At 36.0% G+C, this 16,886-nt stretch carries 11 protein-coding genes and 1 CRISPR repeat array; all 11 genes read right to left on the reverse strand.

What is annotated here, in order from left to right; genetic code table 11:
* Window position 1: 1 nt before the first annotated feature.
* A complete protein-coding gene (cas1, locus tag ACLRYO_RS05630; RefSeq protein WP_278618329.1) occupies window positions 2–997 on the reverse strand; it encodes a CRISPR-associated endonuclease Cas1 in 996 nt (331 codons plus the stop codon).
* 96 nt (window positions 998–1,093) lie between these two features.
* Window positions 1,094–2,413 (reverse strand): type III-A CRISPR-associated CARF protein Csm6, encoded by a 1,320-nt coding sequence (csm6, locus tag ACLRYO_RS05635; RefSeq protein ID WP_278618331.1) that lies wholly within the window; start codon window positions 2,411–2,413, stop codon window positions 1,094–1,096.
* A complete protein-coding gene (cas6, locus tag ACLRYO_RS05640) occupies window positions 2,410–3,180 on the reverse strand; it encodes a CRISPR system precrRNA processing endoribonuclease RAMP protein Cas6 (protein ID WP_278618333.1) in 771 nt (256 codons plus the stop codon). The genes csm6 and cas6 overlap by 4 nt, the downstream gene beginning before the upstream one ends.
* Entirely contained in the window at window positions 3,170–4,360 is a 1,191-nt protein-coding gene (csm5, locus tag ACLRYO_RS05645; RefSeq protein WP_278618344.1) for a type III-A CRISPR-associated RAMP protein Csm5, read from the reverse strand. The genes cas6 and csm5 overlap by 11 nt, the downstream gene beginning before the upstream one ends.
* A complete protein-coding gene (gene csm4 / locus ACLRYO_RS05650; protein WP_278618346.1) occupies window positions 4,353–5,351 on the reverse strand; it encodes a type III-A CRISPR-associated RAMP protein Csm4 in 999 nt (332 codons plus the stop codon). The genes csm5 and csm4 overlap by 8 nt, the downstream gene beginning before the upstream one ends.
* A gap of 9 nt (window positions 5,352–5,360) precedes the next feature.
* The gene (gene csm3, locus ACLRYO_RS05655) at window positions 5,361–6,044 is read right to left on the reverse strand and encodes a type III-A CRISPR-associated RAMP protein Csm3 (RefSeq protein ID WP_060919601.1); all 684 of its coding nucleotides are present in this window, start codon (window positions 6,042–6,044) and stop codon (window positions 5,361–5,363) included.
* Between the two features lie 15 nt (window positions 6,045–6,059).
* Window positions 6,060–6,584: a type III-A CRISPR-associated protein Csm2 gene (gene csm2 / locus ACLRYO_RS05660; protein WP_413084725.1), complete on the reverse strand. Its 525-nt coding sequence runs from the start codon at window positions 6,582–6,584 to the stop codon at window positions 6,060–6,062.
* Window positions 6,571–9,126 carry a type III-A CRISPR-associated protein Cas10/Csm1 gene (cas10, locus tag ACLRYO_RS05665; protein WP_278618348.1) on the reverse strand — a complete coding sequence of 852 codons (2,556 nt, stop codon included), beginning with the start codon at window positions 9,124–9,126 and terminating at the stop codon, window positions 6,571–6,573. The genes csm2 and cas10 overlap by 14 nt, the downstream gene beginning before the upstream one ends.
* Window positions 9,127–10,453: 1,327 nt before the next feature.
* On the reverse strand, window positions 10,454–12,295 hold the full coding sequence (locus tag ACLRYO_RS05670) for a DUF262 domain-containing protein (RefSeq protein WP_278618349.1): 1,842 nt from the start codon (window positions 12,293–12,295) through the stop codon (window positions 10,454–10,456).
* A gap of 1,654 nt (window positions 12,296–13,949) precedes the next feature.
* Window positions 13,950–14,605: a CRISPR direct-repeat array (repeat unit 35 nt; unit sequence GTTTCCGTCCCCTAATGGGGATCATTTAATTTAAC).
* A gap of 364 nt (window positions 14,606–14,969) precedes the next feature.
* Window positions 14,970–15,578 (reverse strand): hypothetical protein, encoded by a 609-nt coding sequence (locus ACLRYO_RS05675; RefSeq protein ID WP_004694448.1) that lies wholly within the window; start codon window positions 15,576–15,578, stop codon window positions 14,970–14,972.
* Between the two features lie 319 nt (window positions 15,579–15,897).
* Window positions 15,898–16,764 carry a sigma-70 family RNA polymerase sigma factor gene (locus ACLRYO_RS05680; RefSeq protein WP_278467397.1) on the reverse strand — a complete coding sequence of 289 codons (867 nt, stop codon included), beginning with the start codon at window positions 16,762–16,764 and terminating at the stop codon, window positions 15,898–15,900.
* Between the last annotated feature and the right edge of the window lie 122 nt (window positions 16,765–16,886).

Raw genomic sequence — 16,886 nt, forward strand, 5'->3', positions numbered from 1 at the left:
ATCAGTGAATCTCCAATGGCGTATACAAATCTACATCTTCGTGTATAATTGCACTAGCAAATTGCTTACACTGTTTATAGATAGATTCACGATAGCTTTTACAATCATCAATATATTGATTTTCAGAACGAATTTTCTTATTATAGGCCATTAAAAATGCCTTACGTCCCTCTGCTGTCAGGTAGCAACCTTTATCAGAATTATCAAATTCGGATAAATCTACCATATTACGGCTCACCATAGATAGCACCATAGAATCTATAATTGGCGCCCGCCATTCTTCAATTAAGTCAGATGCGAGGGCTGGATGGCCTTTAGCTAGGCTATGCATGACTCCTACGAATGGATGGAGACCAGCATTAATAACACCAGCTAAAATTTCATTAAACAGCATGCTGTAACCTAATCCGAGCATAGCATTAAACGGATCTCGAGGCGGTTGTTTTGTTCGTTTTGTAAAAGCAAAGGCAGATGGCACAATTTTACCGAGTGCTTCAAAATAAAGACGACTTATCAGTCCTTCATAGCCCATGAGTTCAGATACACGCATACATTCACCAATATGGCTACGTACAGATTTAATATTCGCAATTTGCACATCTATATTGATATCCTCTTCTAGATTTCGTGCGTAGCGACGAAGAATAGTCAGCTGATTACGCACCTTTGCCCGAATAATTTTACGTGACATAGCCACTCTAAATGTATTATCATCTAATAAATCAAATTGCTTCTTATGTTTGTTAATGTCAATAGTATTAGTATTGATTATAGTACCAAAATACTTTCCATAACCAGATAGCCATGTAATAGGTACGCCACGTTCAATAAAATCAGTTACCAATGAGCTTGTTATAGATACTGAGTCAAAAACAGTAATATCTTCAATTCGCTCTAAAGGAACCTCGAACAATACCTCATTATTACGACCAACTACAACATGACCACCGTCACGCTTGATAAACGATCCTGCTTCTGTAACATATAAGGATGACATATAGTCGCCTCCTTTTATACAAATGAATACGCTAAGGAATCAATTTGGGTCTAAAGATGATGATCTATAAAATGATTTAAAATATAATCTACTATTCTATTGGATTTGCTCTAAAATATGCTTATTAATAACATCATAAATTAGTTTATTCTGTTTTTGTTGTCCAGTAATAACAAAGAATACATCTTTAATCTGATGTAAGAAAGATTGTAATGATTGAATGTCTGCAGCACTACAGATATCTTGTTCTGTAAATACAACAACTTCATGAGCCATTTTATTGCGAATTTTTTTCTCAATTCTACGTATCTCTTTTAATTGCTTCAATAAAGAACTATCAACTGTATCATAGTCTTCTAACATATGTAACATATGATAAAAAGATACTTGAAGTTCTTTTAGATACGGAGTATCAGAGTTCTCCTTCCATGATTCATAAAGTTTAGGATACTGATTTTTAAACGCTACCATGTCAAGTCGCACTCCCTTAGATGTTTTTTTCTCAACTTGACCCCAGTTTACACGGATCTCTTTAGTAAAGTAATAACGCATCAACTCATACATAAATGGAGTAGTTTTTAAAACAAAGTCCTCAATTTGACCTTGTTTTAAGCGCACTTCCATAAGCATTAAAAACTCATGTAATTTGCGTAGCACCTTATCGGTAAATATAGAAGATAAGTTTATAGAGCCTACTTTACGAGACTTTTGTAAAGCACTATCATAATCTAAACCCAATCGCAATTGAGCATGTTCTAAGAGTGGTAATACATCAATAACAACACCATCTTTAAAGGTTCTTTTATAGCCATGATAAAGACTTATAGCCTCTTTATATTTATAGCTATTAATAAGTGTATGAAGAGATTGTTTAAGATTGTTACGCTTAATATATCCCATTTGAGGTTCATGACATCGATTTTCTGCATCTTCTTGATCATCAAAGTTATTTTCAATAACAATTTCAATATCTTCGTCATCATTAACGGCAGCCTCAGAACGATTAGAGCCTCGTTGAGGGGTATCAACTTGAATACCAAGTACCGCATCATGTTCAACACTAAGATGGGACATAATCATCTTCATTTGAGGTGTTCCAGAACTTAAATTAATAAGTATCTCTGCATCTGGATATTCGGAAAGCATCTCATAGAAATGGTTAATAAATGGTTGTAAAGCATCAATATGATGCACATCTTTAAGACCAGTACGTACGAGCTTAATATGTAAATCGGGTTTCACATGCTTTAAAGCCTTAGAAAAACGACTATCAGAGGCTTCCTTTTGCTCCATTTCCTTACTCAATACCAGAATTGCCATATCTGGGTTATAATGCCTTACAATATGAAGCATCCCTCCATCATAGCACCCACGAATAGGATCTGTATCCCCTACTGGGGTATAAAGAATTCTCATTGTACTACCTCACTTTGTACGCCACCCATACCTAATGCGGTCTTAATTCCGAGCCCTGTGAATTGGCTATAGTAGGTCAATAGAGATAAGATGCGTTGCATCACTAAATTTCGCTTAAATTGCATAACAATCTCTCCGCGGAAACCACGGATTTTAACCCCTTCTAAACCATACATACCCATGCGCAAATTATAGTCACGAATGAAAGCTGCCGATTCAAGCGCAGCTAATAAATCATCGGAATCCATCATTTCAAATGTAGTGAACTGATTCCATTGGCGCAACAAATAGCGATATATACGAAATGCTTCAGGGAATATTGTATATTGTTGGTCTACCTTAAAGCTTGTTGTAGTCACACACCGTAATTTAGCTTGCGTATATTCTGCTTCACCACTCCAGAACTTGGACATTAAAGCTTCATAAGAGGTTTCCTCTAAAATGGTTCTATCTTGAATATAAATATGCCCTCGTTTTTGTTTCAAAAAAATCTTTTCAGGCATGTCTAGTGCTGGTCGTAATATACGCTCAACAGCCTCTGCTGTTACAGCAGAAAGGCGCCAAATATATTGACCTTTTTCTTTATCAAAATAGATATATTGGCTATAAGGACGCAGGCCCGTTTCATGCAACTGACCTGCATATTCTGTCCCCACTAACTCCATTAAGACGCCATGTAGCACGCTACCTATGGACTGTACAATTTTAATCGATGGATCTGCTGTTATTGCTAACTCAATGGCCATAATTTCAACATTATCTGCCAATATGAATGCCCCCCATTTCATAATAATTGCCATTCCACTTCACTAATTTAATCGCTCGTGGTGCCATAATTTTATCCTTACTATCATGTTTAGCCTTTTGAAAATTTACATCTAAAATAGCTCTAATAATATCAATTCCTGTTTTTTCATCATCTGTAAAAGCAGCCATGATAATTGTCTTTTGAATAAACCCTGTATTACTGCCAATATAAGCATTAGCTGATTCTAGAGCTTTAAAAATAGATGGACTAACTTTCTTAAATTTAGAGGCTAATAACTTATGAGTAGCATCAAAGTCTTCCTGTAAAATATCTAACACTTGATCAATACTAGTAATCCCTATTTCTTTAGTCATAGCTGTATCAAGGGTTAATGTAAAAGAAAACTGTTGATTTGGTAAAATGCATTCACGATGTACAGAAATATCATGAGTTCCATCTTCTTCAACACAAGAATCCTCTTTCTTTAAAACCTCTGTTTGAATCACACTCATAGGCATAGCATCAGAAACAGAGATACCTCGGAAAGCACTGGCTAAAATACCATTGACTCTCTTTTCTGAATTCTTAAATAGAACTTGTATATTACGATCAATCAACTTATTAACTTCACGTAAAACGGAGCTAATTTCACGCTTACAACGACGCTTATCATATTGAAAATTACTATATTTCTGTAAAATTTCCTTTAGCCTTTGTTGTACCGCAATTCTAAACCTGGCATCTCTACGGAGCATATGTGAAACAATAGCACTATCAATAACACCTTTAATAGAGCTGCCGGGAATATAGACATCCCCATTTGCTCCACGAATCTGAGGAGTAATATCATTCAATGAGTTCTTATGCCCTTTATTATATATCGATGATTTCATAATAGATGCAATAGCAGGACCTAATACATCCTTTGTTAGTTGAGCTGCTCCAATAGCATTTTTAGCCCAATCATACATAGTTCGACTATTTGGTCTCACCATTTCATCCTGCATATATACTTCAAATTCGGCTAATTTATTATGTCGTGCTAAAAAGCGAAACCACTCATAGTTATTAAGTAGATATACTTCACCAGCATCGTAATTATACATATAGTCCTTAGTCGTCAGCTTTTCAGGGCCACCAATATTCGTAGGGCTCACAATAGTGAGCGATAGTTGTGCATGATCTATACGATTACTCATAATCCACCCCAATCCATAAGCCCATACCATTACGATATACTGGATGAGGCAAAGTATCCCCAGTAATAGTAAGCATTTGTCCTACTAACGCTTTTGGACAAACAGAGCCTTCCTTAACAACATAATAGGAATTACGTTTTACTTGAGTCGTACTTCCAGCAGATCCTACAAAGCCACCACGCTTTTGTAATTTATAGGAACCTTGTTTTAAAGTAGCCACTTCATCACTAGTAGGAACACAAGCACTAATGCACATCATGTTTCCTTGCTTATTATGAATCAACGCATATAAAGCAGAGATATCTTCAAAAATACCTTGAACTTCTAGTTTAATAGGATTGTCAGCTAATTCAAATTTCCCATAACCACCACTGCGTTTACCACCGATACCAGATAGTCCTAAAACTTCAAATATGCCTTCAAATAACTCCCGGCTTGCATCGTCATTAAAACCAGCAATAAAGTATAACCCCGTATGTGACATGAATTGATAGTTGCCCACATAATATGGTCGGCTCATTTCTCCACGCATATTTACCTGCGCAGATGTTTGTTTAGCACCAAAGGTAGGCATATATTTTTGTGAAATATCGGCCTCTATATACTGACTAAAATTTTGTAACTGTAATACACGAATATACTCAATTTTCTTAATCTTCTTTTGCTCTGTAGCTACCCGTTTTGTCTCTGCAAAACTTGTAATAGGCAGCTCTTTTGAATCAATTTGCATGATAGGTGTAGGTACATACAATTGATACTCGCCATTATCTATGCAGTATGGAAACAAACTAGATAGTACAATATGTTGATCTTTTACAGAGTCGATAAAAGATTGTAATAAACCTGTATCATGGCAGATTTCATGACAACATGCACCAAATAGTGCATCAGAGCCTAATGTAAGAGAAATAGTTTCTAAACTACCTCCTTCTGAGGTATCCCCGAAATGTACCGGTGTAAGAAAACGCAATGGATATAGATAGTAGTTCATAATAACAACCTACTTTCTTAATATATCTAATAAATCCTGCGTATTAATAGCACTATTACCTACTGGCTTCACATCATCAATAGAAATATTTACACGACCGTAGCCACGAGACCCATGACCACCCAAATAGTCGATACCTAGTAATGCAAGACCTTCTTGTAAAATCTTCATATCTTCAGTAACTTCGGCTTCATTTTCAATGTTATATGCGACTTTAAATGTAAATACAGTACCTGCTGGAACACGTTCAATTTGACGAGGGTTAGCACTACCATCAATACGATTAATGGTGTTTTCAAACTTGATTTCACCCATATAAGTATCTGTCTCTATATTAGCAAACAGTTGACGAGTTTCATCTGTGATAAATAAATCATAAAACTGTAAACGAGCTGGTTTTACAGGATTTACGGAGCCAAATAAACGTTTAATTTCTTCTTTATCCTCTTTAATATCATTCATTATATAATCGTCACAATGGCTTTTAGCTAGTAAGGTACGCAATTTGCCTTTAATAGAACTACCAGGGATAATTGGCTCTTGAGTAACTACATCACGAATGAATGGTGTATCAACGGATCCAATAGGTGCAAAGTCATTACTAGCCCCAATATGCATACCCGTTTCTAGTTTAATAGTACCTGTAATTAGTAATTTACCACGTAAGGATTTTAATTTATCATTACTCTCCATGTTAAGCTCCTCCTATTATCGATTACCAACTGATGGACGATTATTTTGATTAGTATTAAATGTCGGTTCTGGTGATTGAGATAGCTCTACAGAACGATATTTATAGAACGCCACTAAAGCCTCTACATATTTACAAAGTAAATCAAAACGCTTAATATCTGTTCCAATATCTTCAATCATGTTTAAAAGCTTACTAATATCAATCAATTGCTTTACTGGATAAACTTTTTTACCACGACCAACAGACTCTTCAATACGACCAGCTTGGTACAAAAGTGTAGTTTTTAAAAAACGTACATCCATTGCAATATCATCAGGTAACTTATCAAAAGCTTTGCTTCTTCGTTGAGCAACACTCAGTTTATTTTTAATTGCTACTACGCTAGACAAAATTTTACGTAACTGTGCATATTTTAATAAAAAAGCACTACCACTTTTATTCTTATCTAACTTATTAATAACGGCCTCAGCCACCTTAACAAGGTCTAAACTCCAATTAAATGTATCTTGTGCCATATAATTATCCTCACTTCGTCTCACGCATATAGTAAACAATGAGGTTGCAAGCTGTTAATAACGCTTTACAATCTGCTTCTGTTTGAATCCAAGTATGAATTGCCGTAACAAAATTTTTATATGATCCATATGTAGGGTCATGTTTCTTAGGTTCTAGACGGACCAATAAATAAAGAATACGAGCGACATTAATATGATTTCCTTGTACTCTATCATTCAAAATACCTTGTAATAAATCCATCAACTTATAGACTAAACCTTTCCCTAATTTCAGTTTTGATGGTTGAGCCTCATTAATCCCCGGAATAACAAACAATTGATCTAGTGTATAAATTTTATCTTCTATTACATTATCAATGAGTTCATCCCATTTATATACATGACGACATATACGTTCTTCGCCACTCGCATTTTTATTTGTTTCAAATCCAAACAAGGCAATACTATCTTTGCCCTCATTATCTTTAGCTACACTTTCAAGTAAACCTGTAATTGCAGCCATTTGGCTAATTGGATAGGATGGAGAAAATAAAGCTAATCCAGCAGACATAGTAATTTTATTATCTGTAACCTCTGCCAGTTTTTCACGAATATCAATTGCTAATTCTAACAATTCGTCCCATGCACCAACAACGAATACATCGTCACCACCGGAGTAAATAACGTGAATTTTTCTAGTCGTAACTTTTTTATTAGCCCAAATAGTAAATGGTGTAACAGATCTACCAAAACCTTGCACATCACCTTGAGCCATTTTATTAACGGCAACCTTAAAGAATATTGCCAAATCACGAGATAAGTCAGCATATCGTGATAAAGTACCATATTTAAATTTATCAGAGCCCTCAGAAATAAAGCCTCCGATAAAGGCAGCACCAAGGTTATCTACGTCTGCTCGTAATACACCAAGTCGCTTAATACCTTTATCATCCCCTAAGCCACTAGATGCGGCAAGTTCTTCGAATTCATAAACTTGACCATTATCCTTGCGTGCTACATAATCTGCTAACCAAATACGATTAAATACATTATGCCCTGTTTTAGCTGTATTCTTAGAGTAAATTCTAAAAATCTCATGACTAGATTCAAACTTCTGTAATGATGCTTCAGGGACCACATAAAGATATAACCTCAAATTATCCGCATCACTATTCAAATTATTAACATATACTTCAACCTTAGGGATACTTTCACTATCATCACTCGTATTAGGGCTGGCTAATACAAAGACCGTATCTCGACTGTCAACAATCTGTTCCCCTAAGCGATACAAGCCATTACAAATTGGACACACCTCAGCATCTGTATCCTTACCATAAGGCGATAATGTTGCTGTTGAAGTATGGCAAATGGAACATTCTCGCTCACCATGAAGAACTGTATTATACGTACTATTTGGATTAAATAGATCTGTTAGGTGTTGTTCAGAATATCGTTTAGCCTTAGCCTCACTAATAGATTGGCTCACCTTACGGAATAATGTACGTTGCGATTGAATTAACTCGGCAGCTGTTGCTGTAGCGGAACCAAGTGCTAAATACAATTTAGTACCAAATACGGTTAAGAACCATTCGTTAATGGATTTTTCCATAGATTCAATAGCAGTACAAGTTTTTGTTGTATTAGGAGCCAATACATAAAAATGACCGCCACCATTGTAAATAAGATTTGCCCGAGTTAACTGCAATGCATCTAATAGCTCATCTACAATTTGTTCCATCAAAATTTCTAAATAGAATGAGCGACCACGTAATGATTTCAATGCACCTTTAGACGGAATCGTATAAATAAAGTTCTGAATGCCAGAAATATCTCCAGATATTAATCGAAATGCTGACATTTCACGAAACTTTTTAGAGTTCTGATAACAGTATTCTTTATAATCAGTAATACCTTGTTCCTCAAAATAATGCACCATACTATGTGCCACGGCAGCTGTTATCTTTGAGTGCATATACAAAGAAATATCATTAGCTTGATCTGTTGCCGTACTAGAAGGCATATAGGATACAGTGTCTTCATAAATTCTCAACAACTCATTAACGGACATCTTATCTATTGGTTGTTGCTGAAAGTTCTGTACTAACACATCATATAGTGCCTTATATTTATCACTCGATGCACGTATCGTTTTATCACTTTCAGGATAATTAAAATGGTCAGACACATCAATGCCACGTAAGTAATACTGTAAGGACTGAGTACTAGTTTTACCGCCAAATACACGGAAGATTGATTGGAGCGGTAACTCTTTATCAAACTTCTGTGTAGAGGTATTTTCACCTTCCTCAAGATCTCGACGATCTACAGCTGCAGCAATATTATCCGCTTCGTACACAATGTATGCATAATCATCACTTTTTAGTTGAGCCGCATTAAGCTCTTTCCCATGATGATACTTCAAACAATGAGTAATACTTTGCTTTAAGCCCATATCGGAAAAATAGGGCTCAATGAAAGCAGCGCCGCGCTTAGAATGTGCATCGGTTCCCTGATTAGCTCGATACACGACTTTGCCGATATCATGAAGCAATGCACCCTTTACCAGTGCATCCCATTTACCCATCACATCGCCTCCAAACTCTACTTAAGAAATAAAAAACCTATTGACTTCATTATATATTCATTTCTGTTTAAAACCAATAGAAAACCCATCCGATTTATACAAAAAAGCCAGTATATTCACTAAAAAGAATATACTGGCTATATTTTTGTACTTATATGAGTTTTTGACATAAGAACCGGCCCCATAAGGGGATCATTTTATTTAACTAGATTAAATCCACTACAACGATTAGAATTGACTATCAATTCAAGTTTCCGGCCCCATCAGGGGATTATTTATTTTAACTGGATAGACCGCATTTGATCGAAATTAAGTATAGTCAAAAGAAGTTTCCGTCCCCATTTGGGGATTATTTAATTTAACAAGAAGCCAGAAAAAAACAAGTTTTACACTGTATTAATGGTTTTCCGTCCCCTAAAGGGAAATTATTTAATCTAACAGGAATACGGCGAGCGTGTAACCAATAAAACATATATTTTGTTTTCGCCCCCTAGTGGAGATCATTTAATTTAACTCAAAGACCTATATCAATCTATCGTAGGTTCTTCTATACATAAGTTTCCGCCCCCATCGGAGAATTATTTATTTTAACGAATGATTAAAAAAGTAATCTCAGTAAGCCAAATGGCGATGGTGTTTCCGTCCCCTAATGGGGATTATTTAATTTAACTTGTTATGTTGGTATGATTGAACAACTTGAAGAAGAAGAGTTTCCGTCCCCTAATGGGGATCATTTAATTTAACACGATGTGGATAAATCTCACTTTGAAATTATCGAATATCTTAAGTTTCCGTCCCCATCAGGGAATCATTTAATTTAACTATTTTTTATAGGCAGAAAGGAATATCACACAATGAACCTAATTGTTTCCGTCCCTTAATGGGGATTAATTAATTTAACTGCGGTGACATGTAATGAGTAAACACTGCAGCATATGTGATGAGTTTCCGTCCCCTAATGGAGATCATTTAATTTAACTTTGGTACTGGTGATATGGTAATCGTAGCTGATGGCATCCTGATTTCCGTCCCCTGATGGGGATTATTTAATTTAACTCTGTCTTTGAAACAACAGATATTTACTGGTTCTAAAATGCTAAAAACGGCGGAGATTGTAAATCTACTCCAAAAGACACTTTCGCGAGATAAAATAATGTCGTTTAACCGCGCCACTATAACAACAGCGCAGATTTAGTTTTCTGAGAGTTAAATCTAGGTCTATTATAGCACATAAAACCTATTACAATATAACAATAGAACCATTCGTATTATAGCAAATATAACACAAATGGTTCTATTCATTGTAACAGGAATATCCTTTATTAGATTATGGGATTTGTTTTAATAGTAGTTTTTCCAAAACTTCTACAAGTTTTTGACCTCGTTCATCAATTTGAGTTTTATCCCAATATGTTATTTGTTCAGGGTTATCCACTGTAAAATATGTATTTTGGAAGTTAATTAAAGGTTGTTGATTTTGAACAGGGCTGTCTATTTCTTCTGCCAAAGCTCTTGTAATAACAAATTCACAGGCTTTATAATGATCTAATTTATCAGCAAAATTACCATTCTTAACAGAGGCATTTAAACTCTTATCTAAAAGCGTCAAATTACCTAGATGATTCAGATATTCCTTTCGAGTGTCTTCATCATCAAAGGAATAATCTTCATTATCTGCAGCTTGCGGCATGATATGCTCTAACTCAATCTTTTTGCTTGTTTTAATACTGTCTTTTTGGTTCAAGTATAACTCGATAAATTTAAGAATTTGGAACGCTTTTGGTGCTTTTTTCTTATTTTTGGAACCAAAATCTTTCACAGGCAATAAAGCACGAATCAAGTCGACATATGGTTTTGTTCGTAACTCTAACTCTGTTACTGCAACCTCTAGTCTGCGTGCTAGATCAGATTCATGCAAAATCTTTTCTATAATTTCAGGCAATTCCGCTTCAATAGCATTCGTCTGTGTATACGAAAATATTACTGCTGCTACATATCTCACAGCCGCATCAACGAGTCGCACCTTATCTACACGCGGAGCATTATAGAACGGCATTAACAACGGATGAATTTGAACGGTATTAAACAATGTAAATAACGTATACATCCCATCATCATTAGACAAGAAATCGTTAGATAGTGGATCTTTATTAATACTAGCATAGACCTTACTGATGGAATTGATATCTGATGAAAGTTGCAAAATATCATTAGCTACGAGTTCATTGTCTTTAAAATGCTCAAATAAATCTTTCTTCTTTACATTAATAGCTTTTGTACCAATAATAAAATGTTTAATGAAAGTAGATGTTTCAATCGCTTTTGATTTACCTGTATCTTTCAGATTTTTTAAGAACTGACTCCAGCTATCGGAAAAATCTTTAATTTGATTCTGTGTAATGCCAGGTGCAGAAGTAAGATTCTTCAACAAGTAATTTTTTAAAAGATCTAATGGCTCTAATGACTGCCCACGATTATTTAAGATTTCAAACAACTGGAATGCACGTTCAATCGATGGTGCTGTAGTTTCTATTAGCTTAACTTTAGTTGTTAAGTACTGCAAGAAATACAGTAATTTCTGAGGTTCATCATCATAAATACTTCTTAAGTGCTGAAGAATAGATTCATAGACAGCCTCTAAGTTATTGGCACTTGTGTTGTCCTCATCACTCACTAAAGCACCTTGCTTAATGATACTTTTATAAGTTTCTTTAAACTCTAAATCCTGCGTATGAAGAATTTTATAATCCACAAACTGTAAATTATTATCTAATATTCTAAAATACTCTTTAAAACTAAAAGTATGCCCCATCCACATATCTGCATTAGCACCTAGATTTCGACGAGTCTCTTCTGCAATATCTTTAAACAAATTATTTAATGCACAGAAAATGAGCGTCAATGTTGTAAGCCTTTGCTGACCATCGATCACATCAAATCTGGTTGGATTATTCTCATTGCTAATCAAAACAATATTACCTAATAAATACCCAGGCAATGTATCAAGCCTATCCGTGTAATTATCTGTATCTTCCTTGAAATCAGAAAAAAGTGTCTCTACCTCTTTCTCAGTCCATACGAAACTCCGTTGAAAGTCTGGTATAACAAATTGATTTTTATTATCTAATATTCCCTTTATATCCTTCATTAAGGACGTAATTTCAGCCATGATATCCTCCCCATATCAAAATTTAGGTTAACTTATCTCTATTAGATCATAAAAATAAGATGAAGATCAACACTTTAAATATATTAGCTTAACCAAATAAGGAAAATCTTCACTACATAAAATAACCACCCTATAAATAAGAGTGGTTATTTTTGTCTTTAAAACTTTACACTAATTTTGCTCTCTCCCTTAATGGGGGGTATTTAATTTAACACTGAGCAGCTGGCATTCCTAAACGCTACTATGACATGAGCTTGTTTCCGTCCCCATCAGGGGATTATTTAATTTAACGCAAGGATGTGTAACCATACAATATAATTTCACTATCCGAAAGATTCCGTCCCCTAATGGGGATCATTTAGTTTAACAAATTAAAATGCTAACACTTAAAGACTTAAACACAACTCAAACGTTTCCGTTCCCTAATGGGGATCATTTAATTTAACTTACAAAGAAATCAAGCGCAATGAGGAAGTCATTCAAGCAATGTTTCCGTCCCCATTAGGGGATCATTTAATTTAACTGATGCAATTGAAATCTTGGAAGAAATAGTAGTTGACTTTGGTCTTAAGTTTCCGTCCCCATTAGGAGAGCATTTAATTTAACAATATAATGTACCATGTCCACATTGCGGAGGGTCGCAGACCTTGTTTCCGTCCCCTAATGGGGATTATTTAATTTAACAAAAGTGCTAAGGGTAAGAATTATATTATTCCTGTGGCTAATACGTTTCCGTCCCCTAATAAGGATCATTTAATTTAACGAAAAACATCCATTTAAAGTATAACATATCGTTAACCCGAAGTTACCGTCCCCATTAGAGGATTATTTAATTTAACAAGGCGATTGTTTGATTCGATGAAGATGATGAATCCGAAAACTTTCCGTCTCTATTAGGGGATTATTTAATTTAACTATCTCGTCCAGCGAAACATATCAAACAAGTGGACGACTACTGGTTTCCGTCCCCTAATGGAGATTATTTAATTTAACTTGCCACTAAAAAAATATAAATTCGTTGCTCTAGATAATGAATTATTTCCGTCCCCATCAGGGGAGCAGTTAATTTAACATGAGGGCGAGTTAGAGTATAAAAACCGCCTGCTTGATAAGTTATCTCCGTCCCCATCAGGGGATTATTTAATTTAACAGTCACGTATAGATGAGTTAAAGGAGAAGTTTCATGAACATACGTTTCCGTCCCCTAATGGGGATCATTTAATTTAACTAGAGTTAGCAGCAGCAGAACGAAAATATAGAGTTGAAAAGTTTCCGTCCCCTAATGGGGATCATTTAATTTAACACAACTGGCAAACTCTAAAAGCTAGAGCCACACAAGGTGGCATGTTTCCGTCCCCTAATGGGGATCATTTAATTTAACCAAATCTCAACAACATCTGTATACAACCTAAGAAATGATGGAAATGTTTCCGTCCCCTAATGGGGATCATTTAATTTAACATGTTGTAGTAAATCCTTGGTATCAAGATGAAGTTGAATTAATGTTTCCGTCCCCTAATGGGGATCATTTAATTTAACAGTTTGCAAACTTGCCAAATTTCAATAAAACGCTCGATAGCATCGTTTTTAATTCTAATGGGGATCATTTAATTTAACAGTTTGCAAACGCTAGTTTATCAAATAACGGCGGTGGGTTTCCGTCCCCTAATGGGGATCATTTAATTTAACGGCACATACATATATAGCTTAAGATATGAAGATAATTTATATTGTTTCCGTCCCCTAATGGGGATCATTTAATTTAACTCAAGAAAACAATTGACACAACAAACAAAACTACTAAAAAGGTTTCCGTCCCCTAATGGGGATCATTTAATTTAACTTGCTATTGGTGTACATATGAATGCTTTAAAAATTAATAATTAGTTTCCGTCCCCTAATGGGGATCATTTAATTTAACAACACATATAACAGAATATGTGAGACATTTAAGAAAAAGCGTGTTTCCGTCCCCTAATGGGGATCATTTAATTTAACAAAATAACTAATGACATATTATTATTCCTTGTTTTTGACTAATTGTTTCCGTCCCCTAATGGGGATCATTTAATTTAACAGTTCCCTGAGTACTAATACATAAGCATGTCATCAAAAGGGGCGTTTCCGTCCCCTAATGGGGATCATTTAATTTAACACAAACAACCCTCTTAACTATTGTTCTATGTTTTGGACTACAGTTTCCGTCCCCTAATGGGGATCATTTAATTTAACAATCAATTAGAAGAGTGTTATGAGTTCAATATTCCTGATTGGTGTTTCCGTCCCCTAATGGGGATCATTTAATTTAACTCTGTCTTTGAAACAACAGATATTTACTGGTTTCAAAATGCCAAAAACGGCGGAGATTGTAAATCCACCCCAAAAGGCACTTTAGCGAGCTAAAATAATGTCGTTTAACCGCGCCACTATCACAACGGCGCAGATTTATTTTTCCAAAGATTAAATCTAGGTCTATTATAGCACATCACTAGCATTAATGAAAAATATATGAAAATAGAGCCACCTTATATAAGGTAGCTCTATTGAGGTGTCATATGTAACTTGTTTTTAATAGTTCATCTGATTCCGCAGTTTCGTTTATTTTCTTATACGCCTATCCTCCTTTTCCAGATTTCTCTCCACCCTCCTACTTGTACTTTCACCGTCCAACGAATTATCTCGTTAGGTCTCTCCATGCGATAAATAGTTCGGCCACGACTTGAGGGTTTTGGCTGAGTTTGATGCGAGCTAGCATTTTTCGCACATAGTTGCAGTGTTCTAGCATCGCTTCATTCAGTTTGTGTTTGACATGACGCGGGGATTGGTACACCAGGATCGGTGCAAAGTCCGCCACATGAATATAGCTCGTATCCGGTTCCGGACCTTCCGTAACGATATATTCATAGGGTATAGCCACGTTAAAGAGGCCGTACACCACGTCCTTGCCGATAGGGCGGCGACATTTAATATGAGCAAAGGTTAAATGCGGACCATAGGTTTTAGGCGCGGTATAGCTGCTGCGTCGACCATCGCTGGTCATGATGTAGTTGGGTCTCAGCCCTTCCTGCATCGCCAGCTCTCGCGTAATCGTTCGCATCGGCAGATGGACCATTTCTTCGCGTCCATCCACAAAATAACACTTCGTACTGTCTCCACCACTAGGTTGATAGGTAGGAATAAAACAAACAATGTGATTCTTTGGATTCGTATAGATCAAATCCAAATCTTCTCCCTTAGATAGCCGAGCGGCCATCAAATCTGTTAGTTTATCATCTATTGCCATGGAATCCTCTCCAATCTAATCAGGAACATTCCTTTCAACAATACAATGAACACGTGTTCTGTGAAAGCAGATTAGCATGCTTTAATCTGCTGCTGACTTAATTGTATATCAGCCTGTATAATTTGTAAATATATATACAAAACTATAGAAATTTACGTATATTTAATGACTTTATGATCTTGTAAAAGTTATATATACCTTGATGTGTCATTATTTTCTCATTTAAATTGAGAATTGCATATTTTATGTATATTTGTTAATCGAAATTAAAAGAAATATGCAATATATAGGATATAAATAAGAAATTAAATTATAATAACTAATGTACACGCACATCTGTAAAGTCCGTACTCAAATACCTGCGCAGCTTCCGAATGGCTCGTTCGTGGCGCCGTTGGATGGCTTGGCGACTGCAGTTCAGTTCTTCACTAACCGATACCAAGCTTTGGCACTCACCGTAGACACGGCGTAGTAGGTCTCGTTGATCAGGAGACAATCTACCTAAGGCCCATACGAGGCGGGCTCGCAGCCTATGCTCTTCATCGGCACTCATCACCATATCCGCTACATTCTCGCCAGATGCGAAGATATCCATGCCAAAGGCGACTTCTCCATCATCGGTGGTGCGATCTGGGATGTGTATTTCACGGCGATAACGCAATCGCTCACGTTTCCAGTACCGCATGTAACCGTACATAATGCCAGCTTTCACAAAGCCTGGGAACGGTACGGTCCCATTCAAATCAAAGCTATAAATCGATTCTATGAGGATGGCCCAAAGATAGCTCTCTACGTCCTCGCGGAACTCGCGGTTTCCCATGCGATTCGTATAGTGCAAGATGAGCGGTCGATACCTGCGACAAAGCTCAATTTGTGCCGCATCATGACGAAGTTCATCAACGGACCACGGCTGATACCCTACCGTCTGAATCCGCATATTCGGCTTTTGACAGATGGACACGAGGCTCTTGTCCGACAAAGATGATAAGACTTGATGACCACAGACGAGGGTCTGTAATTTCAATTCCTCTGGAATACTTTCCCTAGACTCATTAGCTTTCGATAGTAAAGAATGAGATGGTAATGCCTGTGTTTCTAACGTTTCTGACTGATAGTTGTCATGTTGTAAGTTTGCAGTTTTAATACATATTTTTTGTACTAAAGGTTCTTCGTTTGTGTATAACATAAATCCCCTTTCCTGCCATGGCATAGCGCTTATGTACACAATACCGCGGAAAGAGTGTTTTGACAAATTGGCAATTCCTCGGAATTTCCCTATATTCTGTTATATTTGAACCTTAATTTCTA

It is taken from the genome of Veillonella parvula (assembly GCF_047241225.1).
Taxonomy (GTDB): domain Bacteria; phylum Bacillota; class Negativicutes; order Veillonellales; family Veillonellaceae; genus Veillonella; species Veillonella parvula_O.